Origin of the sequence: Pseudomonas synxantha (genome assembly GCF_900105675.1) — a bacterium.
In the GTDB taxonomy this organism is placed as follows: domain Bacteria; phylum Pseudomonadota; class Gammaproteobacteria; order Pseudomonadales; family Pseudomonadaceae; genus Aquipseudomonas; species Aquipseudomonas synxantha.
Genome location: NZ_LT629786.1, coordinates 517049 through 536347 on the forward strand (window position 1 = coordinate 517049; position 19299 = coordinate 536347).

At 56.5% G+C, this 19299-nt stretch carries 18 protein-coding genes and 4 tRNA genes; 9 read left to right on the forward strand and 13 right to left on the reverse strand.

The genetic code is table 11. The annotated features are described in order from the left end of the window. Window positions 1-93 precede the first annotated feature (93 nt). The 7 genes from alaS (at window position 94) to mgtE (ending at window position 6694) form a co-directional block, all read left to right on the forward strand. Window positions 94-2712 (forward strand): alanine--tRNA ligase, encoded by a 2619-nt coding sequence (gene alaS, locus BLU48_RS02470; RefSeq protein WP_057023899.1) that lies wholly within the window; start codon window positions 94-96, stop codon window positions 2710-2712. 95 nt (window positions 2713-2807) lie between these two features. Continuing rightward, the gene (locus tag BLU48_RS02475; RefSeq protein ID WP_057013601.1) at window positions 2808-4049 is read left to right on the forward strand and encodes an aspartate kinase; all 1242 of its coding nucleotides are present in this window, start codon (window positions 2808-2810) and stop codon (window positions 4047-4049) included. Between the two features lie 176 nt (window positions 4050-4225). After that, complete coding sequence (gene csrA, locus BLU48_RS02480; RefSeq protein WP_003175645.1) at window positions 4226-4414, forward strand: carbon storage regulator CsrA; 189 nt, start codon at window positions 4226-4228, stop codon at window positions 4412-4414. Between the two features lie 62 nt (window positions 4415-4476). Next, window positions 4477-4567, forward strand: a tRNA-Ser gene (locus tag BLU48_RS02485). Between the two features lie 108 nt (window positions 4568-4675). Beyond that, window positions 4676-4752: transfer RNA gene (locus BLU48_RS02490), tRNA-Arg, on the forward strand. 72 nt (window positions 4753-4824) lie between these two features. Beyond that, window positions 4825-4901: transfer RNA gene (locus BLU48_RS02495), tRNA-Arg, on the forward strand. Window positions 4902-5251: 350 nt separating this feature from the next. Further along, window positions 5252-6694: a magnesium transporter gene (gene mgtE, locus BLU48_RS02500; RefSeq protein ID WP_043050354.1), complete on the forward strand. Its 1443-nt coding sequence runs from the start codon at window positions 5252-5254 to the stop codon at window positions 6692-6694. A gap of 105 nt (window positions 6695-6799) precedes the next feature. Here the strand turns inward: mgtE and BLU48_RS02505 are convergent, their stop codons facing one another. The 3 genes from BLU48_RS02505 to BLU48_RS02515 all read right to left on the reverse strand — a co-directional run bounded on the left by BLU48_RS02505 (window position 6800) and on the right by BLU48_RS02515 (window position 7923). Beyond that, entirely contained in the window at window positions 6800-7126 is a 327-nt protein-coding gene (locus BLU48_RS02505; RefSeq protein ID WP_003193592.1) for an Arc family DNA-binding protein, read from the reverse strand. 375 nt (window positions 7127-7501) lie between these two features. Continuing rightward, window positions 7502-7681 (reverse strand): PA3371 family protein, encoded by a 180-nt coding sequence (locus tag BLU48_RS02510; protein ID WP_057023900.1) that lies wholly within the window; start codon window positions 7679-7681, stop codon window positions 7502-7504. A gap of 11 nt (window positions 7682-7692) precedes the next feature. Continuing rightward, window positions 7693-7923, reverse strand: a complete 231-nt coding sequence (locus BLU48_RS02515; protein WP_057023901.1) for a hypothetical protein — start codon at window positions 7921-7923, stop codon at window positions 7693-7695. A gap of 327 nt (window positions 7924-8250) precedes the next feature. Here BLU48_RS02515 and BLU48_RS02520 point away from each other — a divergent pair. Further along, window positions 8251-8327, forward strand: a tRNA-Arg gene (locus tag BLU48_RS02520). A gap of 71 nt (window positions 8328-8398) precedes the next feature. Here BLU48_RS02520 and BLU48_RS02525 read toward each other — a convergent pair. The 8 genes from BLU48_RS02525 to BLU48_RS02560 all read right to left on the reverse strand — a co-directional run bounded on the left by BLU48_RS02525 (window position 8399) and on the right by BLU48_RS02560 (window position 16693). Beyond that, window positions 8399-8662, reverse strand: coding sequence for a hypothetical protein (locus BLU48_RS02525; protein ID WP_057023902.1), 264 nt, complete (start codon window positions 8660-8662; stop codon window positions 8399-8401). After that, window positions 8662-12114, reverse strand: coding sequence for a tape measure protein (locus BLU48_RS02530; RefSeq protein WP_057023903.1), 3453 nt, complete (start codon window positions 12112-12114; stop codon window positions 8662-8664). The genes BLU48_RS02525 and BLU48_RS02530 overlap by 1 nt, the downstream gene beginning before the upstream one ends. Before the next feature lie 385 nt (window positions 12115-12499). Next, window positions 12500-13621, reverse strand: a complete 1122-nt coding sequence (locus BLU48_RS02535) for a phage major capsid protein (protein WP_057023904.1) — start codon at window positions 13619-13621, stop codon at window positions 12500-12502. A 9-nt stretch (window positions 13622-13630) separates the two neighbouring features. Continuing rightward, on the reverse strand, window positions 13631-14305 hold the full coding sequence (locus BLU48_RS02540) for an HK97 family phage prohead protease (protein WP_057023905.1): 675 nt from the start codon (window positions 14303-14305) through the stop codon (window positions 13631-13633). A 764-nt stretch (window positions 14306-15069) separates the two neighbouring features. Further along, window positions 15070-15870: a hypothetical protein gene (locus BLU48_RS02545; protein ID WP_057023906.1), complete on the reverse strand. Its 801-nt coding sequence runs from the start codon at window positions 15868-15870 to the stop codon at window positions 15070-15072. 69 nt (window positions 15871-15939) lie between these two features. Further along, window positions 15940-16287, reverse strand: coding sequence for a hypothetical protein (locus tag BLU48_RS02550; protein ID WP_231989009.1), 348 nt, complete (start codon window positions 16285-16287; stop codon window positions 15940-15942). Then, a complete protein-coding gene (locus tag BLU48_RS02555) occupies window positions 16284-16496 on the reverse strand; it encodes a hypothetical protein (protein WP_057023907.1) in 213 nt (70 codons plus the stop codon). Before BLU48_RS02555 ends, BLU48_RS02550 begins: the two co-directional genes overlap by 4 nt. After that, a complete protein-coding gene (locus tag BLU48_RS02560) occupies window positions 16493-16693 on the reverse strand; it encodes a helix-turn-helix domain-containing protein (RefSeq protein WP_057023908.1) in 201 nt (66 codons plus the stop codon). Before BLU48_RS02560 ends, BLU48_RS02555 begins: the two co-directional genes overlap by 4 nt. A 119-nt stretch (window positions 16694-16812) precedes the next feature. Here BLU48_RS02560 and BLU48_RS02565 point away from each other — a divergent pair, with 119 nt between their 5' ends. Continuing rightward, entirely contained in the window at window positions 16813-17343 is a 531-nt protein-coding gene (locus BLU48_RS02565) for a hypothetical protein (protein ID WP_057023909.1), read from the forward strand. Here BLU48_RS02565 and BLU48_RS02570 read toward each other — a convergent pair. Both BLU48_RS02570 and BLU48_RS32175 read right to left on the reverse strand, forming a co-directional pair. After that, window positions 17336-18547, reverse strand: coding sequence for a phage integrase (locus BLU48_RS02570; protein WP_057023910.1), 1212 nt, complete (start codon window positions 18545-18547; stop codon window positions 17336-17338). The two genes, BLU48_RS02565 and BLU48_RS02570, sit on opposite strands and share 8 nt — an antisense overlap. Window positions 18548-18793: 246 nt before the next feature. Beyond that, on the reverse strand, window positions 18794-19288 hold the full coding sequence (locus BLU48_RS32175) for a hypothetical protein (protein ID WP_231989010.1): 495 nt from the start codon (window positions 19286-19288) through the stop codon (window positions 18794-18796). Window positions 19289-19299 lie beyond the last annotated feature (11 nt).

Here is a 19299-nt window from a genome sequence, read left to right on the forward strand (position 1 = left end):
GGCAAAGGGCCGATATAATGCGGCCCTTTGCCGTCGCTCCGTCTGATGATGTTGCGCACTGGCCTTTGGCCGCAGCCTCCGTGGAAGAACCTAATGAAAAGCGCAGAAATCCGTGAAGCCTTCCTTCGCTTCTTCGAAGAGCAAGGCCACACCCGTGTAGCCTCCAGCTCATTGATCCCAAGCAATGACCCAACCCTGCTGTTCACTAACGCGGGGATGAACCAGTTCAAGGACTGTTTCCTGGGCCAGGAAAAACGCGCCTATACCCGCGCAGTCAGCAGTCAGAAGTGCGTACGCGCCGGTGGTAAGCACAACGACCTGGAAAATGTCGGCTACACCGCCCGTCACCACACCTTTTTCGAAATGCTCGGCAACTTCAGCTTTGGCGATTATTTCAAGCAGGACGCGATCAACTTCGCCTGGACCTTCCTGACCGGCGTATTGAAGCTGCCGAAGGAAAAACTCTGGGTCACCGTCTACGCCACTGACGACGAGGCCTACGACATCTGGACCAAGCAAGTCGGTGTGCCGCCTGAGCGCATGGTGCGTATCGGCGACAACAAAGGCGCACCGTACGCGTCCGACAACTTCTGGACCATGGGTGACACCGGCCCATGCGGCCCCTGCACCGAGATCTTCTACGATCACGGCGCCGACATCTGGGGCGGCCCACCGGGATCGCCGGAAGAAGACGGCGATCGCTACATCGAAATCTGGAACAACGTGTTCATGCAGTTCAACCGCACCGCCGATGGCGTGTTGCATCCGCTGCCGGCGCCGTCGGTAGACACTGGCATGGGCCTGGAGCGGATCAGTGCGGTGATGCAGCACGTGCACTCCAATTATGAAATCGACCTGTTCCAGAGCCTGCTGGCTGCCGCGGCCAAGGCCATCGGCTGCGCCAATGAAGACCAGGCGTCGCTGAAAGTGGTGGCTGACCACATCCGTTCCTGCGGCTTCCTGATTGCCGACGGCGTACTGCCGTCCAACGAAGGCCGTGGCTACGTGCTGCGTCGCATCATCCGTCGCGCCTGTCGTCACGGTAACAAGCTGGGCGCCAATGGCAGCTTCTTCTACCAGATCGTGGCGGCCCTGGTCGCCGAGATGGGCGAAGCCTTCCCGGAACTCAAGCAGAACCAGGCGCACATCGAGCGCGTGCTCAAGGCCGAAGAAGAGCAGTTCGCCAAGACCCTGGAACAGGGCTTGAAAATTCTCGAGCAGGACCTCGCCAACCTGCAAGGCACCGTGGTGCCAGGCGACGTAGTGTTCAAGCTCTATGACACCTATGGTTTCCCGATGGACCTGACCGGCGACATCGCCCGTGAGCGTAACCTGACCCTCGACGAGGAAGGTTTCGAGCGCGAGATGCAAGCCCAGCGGGTGCGTGCGCGTTCCGCCAGCTCTTTCGGCATGGATTACAACAGCCTGGTCAAGGTCGATGTGGCCACCGAATTCACTGGCTACAAGGCCACCAGTGGTTCGGCCAAGGTGGTTGCACTGTATAAGGACGGTCAGTCCGTCGACGTCTTGAATGAAGGCGACGATGGCGTGGTGGTACTGGACCAGACGCCGTTCTATGCCGAGTCCGGTGGCCAGATCGGCGACTGTGGTTTTCTCAAGGCGAACTCCGGTCGTTTCGACGTGCGTGACACCACCAAGACCGGCGGTGCGTTCCTGCACCACGGTGTATTGGCGTCGGGCAGCCTGACCGTCGGTTCGCCAGTGGAAACCCAAGTGGACGCCGACGTGCGCCACGCCACCTCGCTGAACCATTCGGCCACCCACTTGCTGCACGCGGCACTGCGCCAGGTGTTGGGCGAACACGTCCAGCAGAAGGGCTCGTTGGTCGACAGCCAGCGCCTGCGTTTCGACTTCAGTCACTTTGAAGCGATCAAGCCTGAGCAGATCAAGGCCCTGGAAGACATCGTCAACGCTGAGATTCGCAAGAACACCGCGGTGCAAACCGAAGAGACCGATATCGAGACTGCCAAAGCCAAGGGCGCCATGGCGCTGTTCGGCGAGAAGTACGGCGACAGCGTGCGCGTACTGAGCATGGGGGGCGACTTCTCGGTGGAGCTGTGTGGCGGTATACACGCCAACCGTACCGGCGATATTGCCCTGCTGAAAATTGTCAGCGAAGGCGGCGTGGCGTCCGGTGTACGTCGTATTGAAGCGGTCACCGGTGCTGCGGCCCTGGCCTATCTCAATGCGGCTGAAGAACAACTCAAGGAAGCGGCCACCCTGGTCAAGGGCAGCCGCGACAACCTGATCGACAAGCTGTCCGCCGTGCTGGAGCGCAACCGTGCGCTGGAGAAACAGCTGGAGCAGTTGCAGGCCAAGGCGGCCAGTGCTGCGGGCGACGACCTGTCGGCCTCGGCCGTGGACGTCAAGGATGTAAAAGTCCTGGCGGCGCGCCTGGACGGTCAGGACGGCAAGGCGCTGTTGGCCCTGGTCGATCAGTTGAAGAACAAGCTCGGCCGCGCAGTGATCCTGCTCGGCAGTGTCCATGAGGATAAGGTCGTTCTGGTTGCCGGTGTAACCAAGGACCTGACTGGCCAACTCAAAGCCGGTGATTTGATGAAGCAAGCCGCTGCGGCAGTGGGCGGCAAGGGCGGTGGTCGTCCGGACATGGCCCAAGGCGGTGGTGTAGACGCTGCGGCCCTGGACGTGGCCCTGGCCCTGGCCGTGCCGTTTGTCGAGGCAGGTATTTAAGGCGCTGTTAATCGGCCCGTGGTGTCGTCACGGGCTTGTTCAGTGCGGGTGGATTGGATATTAGGCGCCCCTTTACGGGCTGAGGCGGCTTGGAAATGGCTTTGATCGTACAGAAATTTGGAGGCACCTCGGTTGGTTCTGTCGAAAGAATCGAGCAGGTCGCCGACAAGGTTAAGAAGTTCCGCGATGCCGGCGATGACCTGGTGGTGGTGCTGTCGGCCATGAGTGGCGAGACCAATCGCCTGATCGAACTGGCCAAGGCCATCAGCGGGGATCAACAGCCGCTGCCGCGTGAGCTGGATGTGATTGTGTCCACGGGCGAACAGGTAACCATTGGGCTGTTGGCCATGGCGCTGAACAAACGTGGCGTGCCTGCGGTGTCCTACACTGGTAGCCAGGTACGCATTCTTACGGACAGCGCGCATACCAAGGCGCGTATTCTGCAGATTGACGATCAGAAAATTCGTACTGATCTGAAAGCAGGGCGCGTGGTAGTTGTAGCGGGTTTCCAGGGCGTGGACGAGCAAGGCAACATCACTACCCTTGGCCGTGGCGGTTCGGACACCACGGGTGTGGCGCTGGCGGCAGCGCTCAAGGCTGACGAATGCCAGATCTATACCGATGTGGATGGCGTCTACACCACTGACCCGCGGGTTGTGCCTGTGGCCCAGCGCCTGGACAAGATTACCTTTGAAGAAATGCTGGAAATGGCCAGCCTGGGTTCCAAGGTGTTGCAGATTCGTGCGGTAGAGTTCGCCGGCAAGTACAACGTCCCGCTGCGCGTATTGCACAGCTTCAAGGAGGGGCCGGGCACCCTCATTACTATTGATGAAGAGGAATCCATGGAACAGCCGATCATTTCCGGCATTGCTTTCAATCGCGATGAAGCCAAGCTGACGATCCGTGGCGTGCCAGACACTCCGGGCGTGGCTTTCAAGATTCTCGGCCCTATCAGCGGCGCGAACATCGAAGTCGACATGATCGTGCAGAACGTTTCGCACGATAACACCACCGATTTCACCTTCACCGTGCACCGCAACGAGTACGATGCGGCGGAGCGGATCCTGCAGAACACCGCGAGCGAGATTGGCGCCCGTGAGGTGGTGGGTGATACCAAGATCGCCAAAGTGTCGATCGTGGGCGTGGGCATGCGTTCCCATGCTGGCGTTGCCAGTCGCATGTTCGAGGCGTTGGCCAAGGAAAGCATCAATATCCAGATGATCTCCACGTCGGAGATCAAGGTGTCTGTAGTGATCGAAGAGAAATACCTTGAGCTGGCTGTGCGTGCGCTGCACACCGCTTTTGAGCTGGACGCACCGGCCCGACAGGGCGAGTGATGAGTAGCCAGGAAGGCGCGGTTTTACCGCGCCTTTCATTTTTTTGTGGGGCGCATGCTCTTTTGCGTGGGCTCGACAATACTTAGGCAGGTAGGGCTATGGCCTTTCGGTTGTAGGTCGAATGCCTTTTTTTTGCAGACTGTTGTTCCTGAACTGAAATGCGTGAGGAGAAAGGCATGCTGATTCTGACTCGTCGTTGCGCAGAAAGCCTGATTATCGGTGATGGCGAAATCACCGTGACCGTGCTCGGCGTCAAAGGCAATCAAGTACGTATCGGGGTTAACGCTCCGAAAGAGGTAGCGGTCCACCGCGAGGAAATCTACCTGCGGATCAAGAAAGAGAAGGACGAAGAACCAAGCCTTTAATTTTTATCGTTTTTTATGTTTGCAAACGGGGAAGAACGTGGTTAATATACGCCCCGTGTTGCGGAGAGCTGGCCGAGTGGCCGAAGGCGCTCCCCTGCTAAGGGAGTACACCTCAAAAGGGTGTCGGGGGTTCGAATCCCCCGTTCTCCGCCATTATTTGCTTAGTACGTTGCAATCTGGTTTTTTCGGTAAGTTGTTGAAAATACTCGAAAAAATAGCTTTACATAGAGATTGAACGGCCTATAATGCGCGGCAACAAATGCACTCGTAGCTCAGCTGGATAGAGTACTCGGCTACGAACCGAGCGGTCACAGGTTCGAATCCTGTCGAGTGCACCATTTAAGAGTCAGCTGCAGTAATGCAGGTGGCTCGGTTTAAACCAGTTGTGATCTGGTCTAAAAACACAATCTGCACTCGTAGCTCAGCTGGATAGAGTACTCGGCTACGAACCGAGCGGTCACAGGTTCGAATCCTGTCGAGTGCACCATACAAACAAAAAGCCCGCCTAGTGCGGGCTTTTTGCCGTCTGGGGTTTGTGTAGGTTTTATCCCTCGATTCAATCTTTTTCTCCTGCCCATGTGTTTTCCCTCCCGTCTGTGGCGTCGCAGTTCATGGATGTTAGCCAAGGGTGAGCTTTGACGCGCAAGCACTTGTTCTTTCCAGTTTTTTAACGTTTAAAACTTCCGGGCGGTGTATCATGCGCCCGTCAGCTCCGCCGGGGCTTGTGGAATACCTCCATGGACTTACCCAGTAGTTACTCAGTACCCCGTTTTACCAATCATGAATTGACTGATTGATCCTTCCGGCGTGCCCCGCTGCTGGGAGTGGAGTTCGCCTATGACCGAAGTAGAAGTAAAGAAAACACAAGAAAGCCTGCAGGATCGCCTGGCTCAAGTGATTGAGCTGCTGCAGCGCCAGCGCGTGGTCGAAGACCTAACGCACCGCCAGGAAGGCCCGAATCATGATCGCGTTGAAAACCTGGTTCACCGGCAGAACCTGGTCGAGTTGCAACGCAAGCTCGATGATCTGCACTCCGCCGACGTTGCTTACATTCTCGAAGCCCTGCCACTGGATGATCGACTGACCCTTTGGCAGTTGGTCAAGGCTGATCGCGACGGCGATATCCTTCTAGAAGTCTCTGATTCCGTTCGTGAAACCCTGATCGCCGACATGGACGATCATGAGCTCCTGGCTGCTGCCCGGGAGATGGATGCGGACGAACTTGCCGACCTGGCCCCTGAGCTGCCCCGTGACGTCGTCCATGAGTTAATGGAGGCGCTCGACTCGCAGCAGCGCGAGCGCGTGCGTTCGGCGCTGTCTTACGACGAGGATCAGGTTGGCGCGCTGATGGACTTCGAGATGGTCACCATCCGTGAAGACGTCAGCCTGGAGGTGGTGCTGCGTTACCTGCGCCGCCTCAAGGAGCTGCCAGGTCATACCGACAAATTGTTTGTGGTCGACTACGAAGGGATACTCAAGGGCGTACTGCCGATCAAGCGTCTGCTGGTCAACGATCCAGAAAAGAAAGTCGCAGACGTAATGGCCAGTGATCCGGTGAGCTTCCATCCGGATGAGGATGCTTATGATGCCGCCCAAGCGTTTGAGCGTTATGACTTGATCTCCGCGCCGGTTGTCGACAAGAACGGGAAACTGATTGGTCGTCTGACTATCGATGAGATGGTCGACCTGATTCGTGAGGAAAGCGAAACAGAAGTCCTCAACATGGCGGGCCTGCGTGAAGAGGAAGATATATTTGCCTCGGTATGGCGCTCGCTGCGTAACCGTTGGGCCTGGTTGGCGGTCAACTTGATCACTGCGTTTATCGCCTCGCGAGTTATCGGCCTGTTCGAGGGTTCCATCGAAAAACTGGTGGCGCTGGCGGCGCTGATGCCGATCGTAGCGGGTATCGGCGGTAACTCCGGCAACCAGACCATTACCATGATTGTGCGTGCCATGGCCCTTGACCAGGTTAATACCGGCAACACCTCACGCCTGATGCGCAAAGAGCTCGCGGTGGCGCTGATCAATGGCGTCGTCTGGGGTGGGGTGATTGGTATCGTCGCCTACCTGCTGTACGACAGTTGGTCCCTGGGTGTGGTCATGACCGCTGCGATGACTCTAAACCTTCTGCTGGCGGCGCTCATGGGTGTTCTGATTCCTATGACTTTGGCACGTCTTGGGCGTGATCCGGCGATGGGGGCCAGTGTGATGATCACGGCGATGACTGACAGTGGTGGCTTCTTTATCTTCCTGGGGCTGGCGACCATCTTCCTGCTCTGATTCCTTCCGGCGGGGGCAAATCTGCCCCCCTGTTCACATCATGCCTTTCCAAATTTCGCGCAAAAAAAAGCCAGCACATGGCTGGCTTCGGCTTTCTGGTGTCAATCAATTGGCTTCGGCGGCTGCCTCGACGTCGTGTGCGATCAGCGAGACCAGAGCATTTTGCTGGCGATGGGAGAGCTGACGAAAACGCTGCAGCAGTTCGCGTTCGTGCAGTGACAGCTCGGGGCTGTCCAGGCGCATGCTCAACTCTTCACCCAAGGCACCTTCCTGAATAAGGCTCTGTTCCAGGCGTGCGATGATTTCGGAGTTCATGCTGCGGTGATGATTGCGAGCCACCTCGGCAATGCGTTCCCGCATTCCGTCTGGCAGACGTACGACGAACTTGTCAGCCGTACGGCTGGAATAAATTGCCTGTTTCAATGGGCGCATATATTTAACCGGTTAGTTCAGGGGAGCGGTTTTTGGAATTGGCCGCAAGATGAGTGTTAAGACAAGGCTCACGACCAAAGTTCAACCCGAATTGCAAAGAGGCCGCATCATGCCTCAGATTTGACATTTCATTGGCGTCAATTCTGTGACAAATATTGAACTGCCTACAGGCTTTATGCCAGCACTGATTTGCGTTTTTGCGGACTGGTTAGAAAACTTTTCGCAATCAGCGGAGGGTGGCCGATCTTCGCCCATGACTGTCCCACATCCGAGTCAAAGGGCGCACACCGTAAGGAATGTGGCCTTTTGCCCGCAATCTTAAGACTAGTGGCAGTTTGCTTATTTGCTAATGTCAGGCGACATAAGGTAGGGGCATCAGCGCAGGATAGGGTCGAATTTGATTCGACGGCCTACGATGAGCGTCAGGAGCAGCAGGCTGCCAAACACGGCGCTGGCGATAAAGGCGGTGGTTTGATCATCCTGGGCCGTTGAGGCCAGGCCGAGCAGTGTGGCGGCGAAAGTGAGGCAAAGTAGAAGCCAGGCAAGCTTGGACATGAGCGGTGTTCTCAGAAAACCCAGTGTTCGGAGGCAGGCGCGCCTTGTGCGTCCTGGGCCAATCTGACAGGTGACTGCGAAGTGGCGTTCATCACTGCGAGTTGAGGGCGTTGTTGCTGTTGAAGGTAATGCGGGGTCGCTTGGCTGATTTGCGCAGTGTCTTCGGTAGGCGATTGGAATTGGAGCATCACCAAGGCAGTCAATGCCACTGTGTTAAGGCCTAGCAGAAGGGCGCTGTTCATGGTGGTCTACTCCGTGGATGCTTGGATCAATTGGTTTTTGTAATAGAATCATTGCAGATGCCGTGCCAATGTTTTATTCCAGTAAAATCAATTAGTTAGCTTTAGATTCGGTCGCTTAAGCTTGCAGTTTGCAAGCATGGCATTATGAAGGCAGTGCAATTTGCACGACCGATGCGTGGTGACGGGAGGTCGGGTTGCGGTTGCAATGCCACAAAAGTATCTGCCTACAATCAAAAAGCCTGCGGACGACATGACAAAATCAGCCCTGGCCGTTAACATGCTCGCCGATCATCGCTTGGCAGGCTTTTTGCGCTGACGGCAGTATTCGTCCCAGTAGCTCAATTGGATAGAGCATCCCCCTCCTAAGGGGAAGGTTGGCCGTTCGAACCGGCCCTGGGACACCATATAAAACGGGCTTCTGAGTGGTTTTCTACGCCAGCAGCAGAGGCCCGTACCAGCAGGCTACCAGCGCCAGCTACTTCACCACCATCAGTGGCGCCGGCGCTCTAGCTGAAGACTGCACCATCTCTGCCTCATACCGCTGAATGCGTGACAGCAGTTCGCCGTCTGCTGGGCCTTCGTGCATCACCACGGCGGTTACCCTGGACAAGAGCGTGGACATCTCCAGCATTCGCTCCCTCATTTGCTTGCCGGTGCCCGTGCACAGTTCCCCGGATAGCCGCTTGCTGATCACGCTCACCAGCTCCTCAGCAAGTTGTCGTCGATCTTCCAAATCCATCACACACGCCTCCAGAGTACGCCACCTTGGCCCATTTCCTGTTGTAGCACCCGGCGGACTGTCTGTTCCACCATCCCGCTGACGGCACTGCCAGTCGCCTGGGCGTCAGCAGCGGTTGACCCTGGCTGAGCCTGGACATTGACCTCGGTATGGATGGTGACCCCACCACCGCCGGCGGCGCCTACGCTTTCGGTCGCCGCTGATTGGCGGGCAAGGAAATTGGTCAAGTCCTTGTTCTGGGCCGGCGCCACAACCCGCTCACCGCCGTCGAGAAGCCACGTGCCTTCCTTCGGAATGTTACCCATACCGTCATGCGCCATACCGGCCAGTGCTGCGGATGAGACCCCGGCAACCATTGGTGCGGTGGCAGCAGCGGCTGCTGCGGCAGCTGCAGGTGCAGCGGCCGGCCCCACGATAGGAATCGCTGCTGTCGAGGCGAACGCTGCGAGGCTTGCCTGGAAGGCCGTTGCCTGGGCATTGGCCACCAGCGTCGGCACCGCACTCGCCTGGGTGGTCTTGCCCACCAGCATCTGCACCGCCTGGTAGACCAGCCATTGGGCGGCCATGTCAGACAGCGCCTGCAATGTCGACTTGGCAAAGTTTGAGACCAGATCGCCCAGCGCATCACCCGCATCCTCGGCGCCACTGGCCACATCAGAGAGGAAAGTGCTGAGTCCGCTCTTGGCACCATTCAGAACAGACGATGTTGCCTCAGCCGCTTGCGATGAATAGTCCTGAGCGGCGTTGACGTAGTTTTGCCAGGCGTTGCTGACACCATCCATCCATTCCGATTGAGCCTCGTCGAGCTGGTTGTAATGGTCCTGCTGAATGACCAGACGCTCAGCAAGCGCCTCATCCAGGGCGGCAGTCTGCTTGTCATAATTTGCCTTGGCATCCGGGTCTTTAGCCAGGGATGCGGCTTCATACTGCTTGTACATCTCCCGACGCTGCTTGTTGAAGTCCTGGTCGATGGACAGCATCTCCTTGAGCCGGGCCTTGTACTTATCGCCTTGCCCGGCGCCGGCCAGTTCCTGGTCAAACCCATCCTTGGCCGACTGGTTACTCTCGTCGAGGTTGAACTTCAGCGCGGAGAGCTTGGCGGCATCCTCATTGGCCTTGACCAAAGCCTTTTTGGCGTCCAGCTCGGCGGCCAGGCCGGAAAGCTCCGACTTCCGCTGCTCGCTGAGTTTCGCGTAGTTGCCGCTGGCGATTTCAAACGCCAGCTTCTCAACTTCGGTCGCCTTCTGCTTTTTCCCTGACGTTTCGTCGATCAGCGCGATCTGGCGCTTGTAGTTTTCCTGGGCGTCCTCAAAGGTTTTGAGGTTTGCCTTGATAGCCGAGGTATTGTTTTTCGTTGCCGCTGTTGCCGCCTTGTTCGCCTCCTCCTGCGCTTTTTTGGCGTAGGCCACCGACATGATTGCGGTCTTATCGGCTTCCGAAAGATCGGTATGCTCAGCTATATAACGACTGGCCTCTTTTACTGCGTCGTTGTTGTCCTGCAGCTGGCCAAGTTGTGTTTGCAGCGTCTTGAGGTATTTTTCCCCGGTTGCTGTGAAGCCTGATTTGGCTTGATTGTTGGCGACGGTTGCGCCGGTGTTCTGGCCCAAGAGCTCTGTCTGGAGGCCAAGCCTTTCGTTGATTTGGTTTGCAACCAATATGTTGTCGCTGACTACACCGGCCTGATTTTCCCAAGCTTTCAGCTTTTCGGGATCAATCTTCCCGCTTTCCGCTGCTTCGCGCAGGATAGGGCTTAGAGATTGGCCGGCGGCCTTGGCTGCATCGAGCTTGGCCGCTACTTCTTCGAATCCTTGAAGCTGCTTCGTGTAGCTGGGTGAGCGAACATCAGAAACGTCGACCATTGCGCCCTTGATCGAGGTTTTCAGATCGCTGTATGCCTCTTTTACGGCGAGTGCCGCCCCAAGTTGCTTGTCCTTCCAGGTGTTCACCTGGGCGCGCTGCTGGTCCTCGTTGAGCTTTTTGAATTCGGTGCGAACCTGGTCAACTGACTGGCCAAGGCTGCCGAGGTCGCCCATCAGCCTTTTTGATTTGCTGCTGAAGTCGACGAATGAGAGAGCCGCCGCTCCGGCGATAAATATGAGACCGACCGGCCCCCCCATCAGCGCCAGAAGGCCTCGGGCGGCGCCAGCTAATGCCGTGACAGCCCTCGTGGCGAGCCCGGTAGCAACGCCCGCTGCCGTTGAGGTGCTTGCGACTAGAAGGTTGGCCGCTGATTCTGCGCCCCTTGCAACAGTTAGCCGCTCAGTCAGCACCAGAGCCTTAGCCTTCGCAGCGCTCAAGGCATTTTCTGCAATCGTGACCTCAGTGGCGGTTACAGCCAGGCGCCTGTTCAGCGCCGCCAGCTGGACGGCATTTTTGGCTGAAACCAAATCTACTTCGGCCTTTCTTGTGGCGGCGGCTGCCGAGACGAGAGTTGCCCTCGCCTCTTCGGAGGCCGCTACTTTGCTCGCCACCCACATTGGCAGTAGGGCCGCATACCCGCCAGCCACTCGCCCCAGCGCGACGTAAAGCCCTGTGGTTAGAGCCTGTGAGAGCATTTCTGAGTTTTTAGTCACCGCATTCATGGCCGTCGGAAGGCTGTTATCTATGGCCTTCGACAAGCCCACAAATTCAGCCGCGACTTTCGAGCTTGCACCAGTAGCTTGGTCCAGCTCACCGACAAACCGCGTCATTGAGTTGCTGATGGCGGTGAAACTGCGCCCGATCGTTGTGGATGTTTTGGCGAATAGGTCATCCACTGCGCCGGCCTGCTTTTGAAGCGCCTTAACGACCGCCTGTGAAGTAAGCTCCCCAGCAGCACCCATTGTGCGCAACTGCCCAACGGTTTTGCCCATACCAGCTGCGATTGCCTGGGCCAGCGCCGGGGCTTGCTCCATGACGGAGTTCAGTTCCTCGCCACGAAGAACGCCAGAGGCGAACGCCTGACCAAGCTGGATAAGTGCGGCGTTCGCGCTCTCAGCAGAAGCGCCGGAAATTGCGAGCGTCTTGCTGACCGTGCCGACAACGCCTGCCACTTCCTTCCCGGACAGCTTCAGCGCGTCCTGGTTAGTGGCGATCCGCTGGTACAGCTCTGCCGTGGAAGTCAAAGGCTGGGCCGATGCTTGGGCGATGTCGAATACCGCCTTTTGTGCCTCGGCAAGCTCAGCGGAGCCATTCGTGACCAGCTTCAGCCGGTTCGTTAGCGTGCTGTACGCCTCGGTGGCTTGGTAAACACTGTGGACGCTGAATGCTGCCGCGAGTGGGCCGGCGATCCGAGAGGCGACACTTGATAGCGATAGAAACTGGCCCTGCAATGCGTTGATACGCGCAGAGGCGGCATCAGCGGCGGCGCCTGTACTGGCCACCGACCTTGAAGCCTGATTCATTCCTTGTTGAAACCCACCGATCCGGGCGATCAAATCCAGGGTCAGCGTGCCTAGTGAGCGAGTAGCCATCTGGCCGCCCTCCGGTAAAGATGGTTGGCGGATTTGTTAACGGCTTTAACAAATCCGATTAACAGGAGCTTCGGCTTAGGCCAGGCGGGGCAAGGGCTACAGCCGTTTGCTGATTCCATTTGCTGATTAACATTTTTTCAAAAAGGGGAAAAAATCTGCGCGTGAGAGGGGGAGTGGTCTAGAGACTTGCCGCTTGCCAGATTTTGACCGCCCCCGGGCCGAAAATGTGGGGAGTTGACGTGCTTCAAGGGTTGGGTTGCCTGCCACCAGCCGTTTGGTGTGTCGCATGGTTTGGCTGCGCAGGCTGTCGGGGTTGAGTTGTAGGGCACTGGCCGACTGATCCCTGCCACGTATCCCTTGCGGGTCGCCGTGGCTGCGATGATGCTTAGGCTGCTGTCAGGTCTACCGAACGGATAGCATCATTGGCGAACACAGCCAGACCAGCGCGCAGCTCGGCCAGCAGTGTCACCAGGTTGGTGACCAGGTTGTCACGGTCGAAGCGAGTGGCGATGACGGTTGGCTGCATACGGTCGAGGATGCGAACGTGTGCTGGATCGATGATCAACGCCTTGCCACGTGCCAGGCTTGGAGTCTCCACCACCACGTTCTTCCACAGCGTGGCGTTGGCTGGGTCTTGTGGTCCACCCAACAGGTACAGACCGTCTGTGCTCTTCTGGATTTGGATGGCGAACCAATCCAGCGGGTTCATCAGCACCACGCTTGGCTTCCAGCCTTCGGCCTTCATGCTCGCGGCTACCTCACCAACCCGATCAGTTGGAGTGGTGGCGATGGCTGGCACGAATGGCACCGCTTGCGCCATCAGGCCCAGGATCTTGCCTGCACCACCTGTGCCGTTGATGATCTCTGCCTCCAGCTTGGCCAGTGCGCCATAGCCCAGCAGGTTGCCGAGGTAGGACTGCAGCGATGGCTCATCGTCCAGCACCTGAACAGAGGCGCGTGTCCAGTGTGCGACGGTCTGGATGCTGGCGGTTGCCTCCACCAGCGTGACGTTCGACTCGGCCTTGAGCTGGCCTTCCTTCAGCTGGTAGTCGGCGTTGTTGTCGAAGCTCTCCAGTTGAGTGAACTCGTAAGTGCCTGAGCCGACCGGGATGCTGGCCAGAACCTCGAGCAACTGGAATGCCAGCCGTGGATCGTTCTGGATGCCGGCGGCGTGTTCGGCACGCACGGTGTACTCACTGTCACCGGCCTGGCCGCGACCAGAGTTGACCAGCGCCTTGATGCTGATCGACGGCAGTTCAACGCGGCCTGTGTCTTTGGCACCGGATCGGATAGCAGCAACGCCCTGAGACTTGAGGAACGCTTGTACCGCGCCCTTGGTGTCAGCGACGTTCGTACCGCCGCGCAGACGCACGCCTTTCTCTTCCATTTTTTGCACAATCTCCAGGGCCTGCTCGGCTTTGGTCAGGCTTTCTTCAACCTTTTGGCTCATTGCCTTTACGGCTGTACCGTGGTCATCCACGGCTTTGGTCAGTAGTTCGAGTGACATGGTGATACCTCAGCGTCCTTGAAGGGACGCGGTGATGTTCTGGAGTTTGGCCGCGATCTGGGCCAGTTCTGCGCTGTTGTCGACTTGCTCATCGCGAACAAGGCCGTTCCAGCCGCCCGACATAAGCCTCTTGGCTTCGCGGGCTGAGAGCCCCAGCGCATCACGCGCGGCGCGTTCAAATTCCCGAGGGTTCGGGCTTGCTGGATCAAAGGCGCATTTCACGCTGACGATCCGGGAGTTGGGGTTGGCGGCGATGGCCACAAGGCTCACCTCCACCAGGTCAATCTGTTTCAACAGGCGGGCACCATTCACCAGCTCGGCACCGCCGGGCGGGATCGTGTAACCGATGCTCAAGGCCAGCGCGCCGTCCTTTGCCAGGGCGTGAGCTGATTTGGCTTGTGGAACGTCCAAGGTGAAGCGACCAGACGACAGAAGGCCCTGGGCGTCCTCATCGAAGGAATCCCAAACACCTACAGGGTTGGTCTGATCGTGCTGCCAAAGGAGTGCAGGACGGGTGCCGGCGGCTGCGTGCTTGGCCAGGCTCTTGGTGAATGCCCCATGGGCGATGATGTCACCGTGGAAGTCTGGCTCACCGCCGAAGGTTGAGGCGTAGCCGGTAAAGCTGCCCACCGAGTCATCGGCGGCGAACTTGAATTGCAGCGGGGCGCTTTGAAATGGGCGCATAGGTGGTGTTCTCTCATAAGGAGCAAATAGTTTCATTTGCCGCTCAGGGAACGCATCACGCGCAACTGGACGGGATACAGCACATCACGCGCTGTATGAGTGTCCAGTATACGTTCAGCAACCCTAAGTGCAAGTTCATTTGTTGTCCGTCCCCCATTAGGGGTTGGGGTCTTCCACCAATGGTGGGAGTTAATTCCCTCAACTTGAGGAGATTGGTCAGGGTCGATTTCAAATCGACCCCTGGGACTTCCTCAAATTGAGGGAGTACAACTTCCTGCGCCGAAGGGTGTTACCCCAACGGGGGATGATCCATTTTTGGTTCATCGTTCTGGGTTGGTGAGTGCCGACGAATTTCGTCGACACTGGCTAAACCTCGAATTTCGCCGCTTTGAGAAAACCTCCTCCCAGAGCGTGGATACTGAAAACAACGCAATCTGTTGTTTTGCATGGCCTGAGCAGTAATCAGTCCTAAAGTACGTCTCGCATATGTCTCACTACACTTTCCGGGTAGTGGGGTACTGCGAAACTTTCGTAGTGATCAACTTGGTCGCGTTTTAAATCGGACCAAGTCAGATTTCAAATCGCGCCTGGTTGAAAAGTCGCGGATCGCGATGATTGGTACATGTGTGAAAATCCCGTATGTACCTGACCCGTTGAATCGACGGGGTACATCCCCGGATTTGCGGGTATCTAGATGCCCTGAGTTTTCAGGAGATGTCCCCAAAAGTGGGGGCGTCTCAGATGCAACGGGTTTTCGTGACATCTCAGGTCGAGCTGTAAGCATCAAGCCATTCATCGACACTTTGCTCCTCGGGAGGCTTAGGGGTATCTATAGGGGTGTAAGGAATGGTCTTGTATTCGTCCTTTCTTATTAACTTGTTTTCGTAGTTTGAAACACACGTAGTTGAAATCGGCTGAAAGCCTTGTGGTTCGTGGTCTGTAGCCGTTTCCTTGTGCCCTGGCCTTGTGCCCTCCTTGTGCCCTAGTTGTGCCTTAGTTGTGCCCAAGTTGTGCCCTAGAACTGCCAGGCGGACTTGGTCTGCGGTGATGGTCACAGGTTGGAGCGACTGCACGTCAAACCGGTCCTTGCTCACCGTGCCAGCCAGCAAGATGCTGGAGAGCTTGCCCATGCATTTGTGGAACCGTTGCATGCGCTCAGGAACCTGCAGGCCAGTGCTAATCCAGAACTTGTAGAACCGGCTCCGCTCACCAACACGGAATTCACCGGCGGGGAGAGGTGCGCCCGCTTTGCCTCCTGTTGTGGTCCGCTTGCGGGTCAGGTCAACGTTGAAAATGGCGTAGGCAGTCTCGCCTGTAAGCACCGACGTGAAGCGCAGGGTCAGTCCGGGCGATTTATGCTCCCCGTACCGGCCGGTGCTGTAACCCGCGTACCTGAATGCGTCGACGCCGATCGCAACCAGCACCGTTCGGCAAATCTCCGGCGCTTTGCTACCGATCCACTCAGGCGGTACGGGCTTGCCGCTCGCCGGTTGAATGGCGAGCTGCCCACGCTCAATGCTCACCGTGTCGCCACGGCGAAGTAGTTTTGTGGCTAGGCATTCCATTCAGCGGCTCACAGTCAGGCGCAAAGGGGGTTGCGTTTAACGACCCCCTTGCTTGAGGTCAGAGGATTGTCAGGCTGCGCGCTGCGTGCCACACTCTGCCCCGACATTGCCTTCCAAGTTAGTGTCACGACCCTGGCGGCGCTCCAACGCTGCCTGGGCCATCTTCTCCTCATTCGTTTCCGCTTCCTCGATCACTTCGGTCAGATTCTCGCTACGAGCACACAAGCTCGATCCTGCCAGCTTCAAACCTTTCATGAGCCCATCCAGTCGATAGCCGTTCAAGAACGGATTCCCTTCGTCGTAGGTTTCTTCCGTGAGGTTGTCGCTCACCAGGGCGGCAATTGTGTTCATGAAAATGCCGGCGTCCATCATTAGCTCGGCGTCATATTGTGCGATCTGTCTGTTCATTCTGTTCATGCTGGGTTCCCCTCGAAAAATTGAATTACCTGCTCTGCGCTCAGATCGAAGCGCTGACCTGCTTTGACGAAACACGTCTCCGCGTCTACCACCTGGAACCCACCACCACCGTTCACCGGCAGCCGTTTGGTAGAGCGGACAGCAATGCAACCGTGCTGCACTGCCACCTCACGGGCTTGCGCCTCAAGGGCGCGATCCTGCTTGCTCATCGGGCACCTTCCTTCGCCACACGATTGATGTACGCATCCAGCACCTTGACCAGGATCAGGCGGCGCCGGCCGAGCTTGAAGCTCTCGATCTCCCCGCGAGCTGCAATTTCGTAAAGCGTTGATCGCGCCACTCCGATCACTCGAGCTGCCTCATCTATGCCAAGAGCGATGGCTGGGGCTTGGTTTATATGGTTCATGTATAAAACTCCAGTTGTGTAAGCCGAACGCCCGGACGATACTGGACGGTGAAGGCATCATGATTGTCAGTAACAAAGAATGCAATCATATTTTTTGACATCATAACGGGAGATGACGAATGGCTAACCGATCTAAAAAGGTCATGCTGTCGGCACGCATCGAGCCTTACCTCAAAGCGGGTATCGAGCTCGCCGCCGTGGCGAAGAACGAAAAGATCGTCAAGCTCATGGAGCAATTCATTGAGATAGGTTTGGAGGACTTGGTCGTCGACAACCCTTTCAAGCTCATGACTCTTGAAAAGATTGATTTCATGTTTGTCTTCAAGTGCATATGGTCGGAAGATGAGCCGACATTGAAACTTAGAGCTGGGGGGTTAGGTGAAGGATTTGCCGGGTCGTATCTTTCAAGGCTGGCGGGCTGGGTCTTAAGTGATGACTACTTTAAAGGTGAGTTCGACCTTTATGGCGATTTAAACGGAGTCTCGCTTGGGGAAAAGTCGTCCGCACCGAATGTAAAGATCAATATTGATTTAGTAAGAAGTGAGTGGTCGATGATCAATAGCTACTATGAATTTCTAGACAGTAACAAGCCTTTCCATCCTGCCTATAGTGATTATAAAAGAATGGTTCATGAGTCTAAGGCTAAATAAGTTCCACCGCCGCCGCTTTAACGTCAGGCGCTAAGTGGGCATAGCGTAGCGTCATCTTGATGTCGGTGTGCCCCAGCAGATCCCGGACGGTGTTGAGCGGAACCCCAGCCATTACCAGGCGTGAAGCGAAGTCGTGTCGCATGTCATGCCAGCGGAAGCCGGTGATGCACGCCTCTTTCTGCAGCTTCAACCAGGCGCTTTTAACGTCCTCCATCCGGCCTCCCTCCAGGCCAGGGAATACAAAGGCTGATTCTCCGCTCTGATCTTTCCATGCCTTCAACGTATTGAAGGTTTCGGCGTTCATCGGTATATGGCGAGTTTCGGAAGTCTTTGCTGTATCACCGCCCACGGTGATTGTCTTGTTATGGAAGTTCACCATTGGCCAGGTCAGGCTAAATAGTTCACCACGCCTCATTCCAGTATTTAGGGATACCAGTACCATTGGCTTTAAGTGGTCGACGAATGCCAGTTCTTTCAGGTCCGGGAAAAGGACTTTATTGCGCTCGGCTCGCCATTGGTTTGCACTGTCACGCTCAAGGCAAGCGCGATGTTCTCGGACCTCCAGGGCGTTCCTCAAGTTGCGGGTTTCATCTTTCGATAGGTAGCGCACCTGGCCCTTGGTGTCGACTTTTAGCGGTTTGATCTTGTCCAGGGGTGAGGAGGGCAGATACTCCCAATCGACCGCCCGGGAGAACACGCCGCTGATGGTGCCCATCTTGCGATTGACGGTCGAGGGCTTGTTGCCGGCGGTGAGCCAGGCGGTGCGCAGCGACTCCAGATCCCGACCGGTGATGGCGTCCAGGCGCTGGCTCATGATCGATTCGAAATTGTTATCCAGGGTGTGCAATGTTTTTGCATACCCCTTGTTATGCGCCTTGAACCAGGGCAAATAGGTATCGTCTACGAACTCTCGCAGGCTGGGGGTGGATGAACCCCGTCTGCCGCGTGTGACGGCCAGGGGCTCGCCATGCTCATGAGCGTCCGCAAGATATCGGGCAGCCTCGGTTCTTGCCTGGGCGAGCGTGAGCGTGCCGACACGGCCCAGGGAGCGCTCCCGGTTGCGTGCCCACGAAACCATGTAGGCCATATGGCCGGTTGGCTGTATCCTGATGAAGAAGCCAGGCTGATCGGTATCGAACACCCGATAGTGTTTTTCCTCAGGCTTGAGGCTGTTGATTAGCTTCTGGGTGATCTTGGCTTTCATGTCCGTACCAGCAATGTACCAGCAGAAAGCACAATATCAGCCAGAACAGCCGGACACAACCATACGCTAAGCAATTGATTTAACTGGTAAGTGTATGAATTGTAAGTGGTATTTTTGACCCTCCTAAGGGGAAGGTTGGCCGTTCGAACCGGCCCTGGGACACCATCCATGTTGCTAGTTCCTTCTGTTGTCGGTGTTCGCCGATTTCGCCACTCAGACATTCCTTCTATATAGCTTTGGTTTATTTCAAGCCTGAAGTCGTTTTCTATCGGCTGTCAGATGGTTGAGGGGGGGGGGTGTCAGGGTTTTCGCAGGTGGATGATTGGAAGATTCTTGCGCTTCACCGAAGCGCACCTGTTTTCCTCTATAGAGAAGGGCTGGCAAATCGAGGTCAAATTGACAGTGCCGAAGGAATTTCATCTTTTTTGATTTAATGGCTTGACGCTCATGTTGATACCTGTAGAATTCGCCTCCCGCTGATGAGAGATCAGAAGCGCAAGTGGTTGAAGTTGTTGAAGAAATCTTCGAAAGCTTCTGAAAATAATCACTTGACAGCAAATGAGGCTGCTGTAGAATGCGCGCCTCGGTTGAGACGAAAGCTCTTAACCAACCGCTCTTTAACAACTGAATCAAGCAATTCGTGTGGGTGCTTGTGGAGTCAGACTGATAGTCAGCAAGATTATCAGCATCACAAGTTACTCCGCGAGAAATCAAAGATGTAACCAACGATTGCTGAGCCAAGTTTAGGGTTT

Coding starts and splice junctions, on each gene's coding strand:
- BLU48_RS02525 (WP_057023902.1), bottom strand. CDS start 8,662: ATGGATTTGGAAGATCGACGACAACTTGCTGAGGAGCTGGTGAGCGTG.
- BLU48_RS02475 (WP_057013601.1), top strand. CDS start 2,808: ATGGCTTTGATCGTACAGAAATTTGGAGGCACCTCGGTTGGTTCTGTC.
- csrA (WP_003175645.1), top strand. CDS start 4,226: ATGCTGATTCTGACTCGTCGTTGCGCAGAAAGCCTGATTATCGGTGAT.
- BLU48_RS02515 (WP_057023901.1), bottom strand. CDS start 7,923: ATGAACAGCGCCCTTCTGCTAGGCCTTAACACAGTGGCATTGACTGCC.
- BLU48_RS02510 (WP_057023900.1), bottom strand. CDS start 7,681: ATGTCCAAGCTTGCCTGGCTTCTACTTTGCCTCACTTTCGCCGCCACA.
- BLU48_RS02550 (WP_231989009.1), bottom strand. CDS start 16,287: ATGAACAGAATGAACAGACAGATCGCACAATATGACGCCGAGCTAATG.
- alaS (WP_057023899.1), top strand. CDS start 94: ATGAAAAGCGCAGAAATCCGTGAAGCCTTCCTTCGCTTCTTCGAAGAG.
- mgtE (WP_043050354.1), top strand. CDS start 5,252: ATGACCGAAGTAGAAGTAAAGAAAACACAAGAAAGCCTGCAGGATCGC.
- BLU48_RS02565 (WP_057023909.1), top strand. CDS start 16,813: ATGGCTAACCGATCTAAAAAGGTCATGCTGTCGGCACGCATCGAGCCT.
- BLU48_RS02535 (WP_057023904.1), bottom strand. CDS start 13,621: ATGTCACTCGAACTACTGACCAAAGCCGTGGATGACCACGGTACAGCC.
- BLU48_RS02555 (WP_057023907.1), bottom strand. CDS start 16,496: ATGAGCAAGCAGGATCGCGCCCTTGAGGCGCAAGCCCGTGAGGTGGCA.
- BLU48_RS02545 (WP_057023906.1), bottom strand. CDS start 15,870: ATGGAATGCCTAGCCACAAAACTACTTCGCCGTGGCGACACGGTGAGC.
- BLU48_RS02505 (WP_003193592.1), bottom strand. CDS start 7,126: ATGCGCCCATTGAAACAGGCAATTTATTCCAGCCGTACGGCTGACAAG.
- BLU48_RS02530 (WP_057023903.1), bottom strand. CDS start 12,114: ATGGCTACTCGCTCACTAGGCACGCTGACCCTGGATTTGATCGCCCGG.
- BLU48_RS02560 (WP_057023908.1), bottom strand. CDS start 16,693: ATGAACCATATAAACCAAGCCCCAGCCATCGCTCTTGGCATAGATGAG.
- BLU48_RS02540 (WP_057023905.1), bottom strand. CDS start 14,305: ATGCGCCCATTTCAAAGCGCCCCGCTGCAATTCAAGTTCGCCGCCGAT.
- BLU48_RS02570 (WP_057023910.1), bottom strand. CDS start 18,547: ATGAAAGCCAAGATCACCCAGAAGCTAATCAACAGCCTCAAGCCTGAG.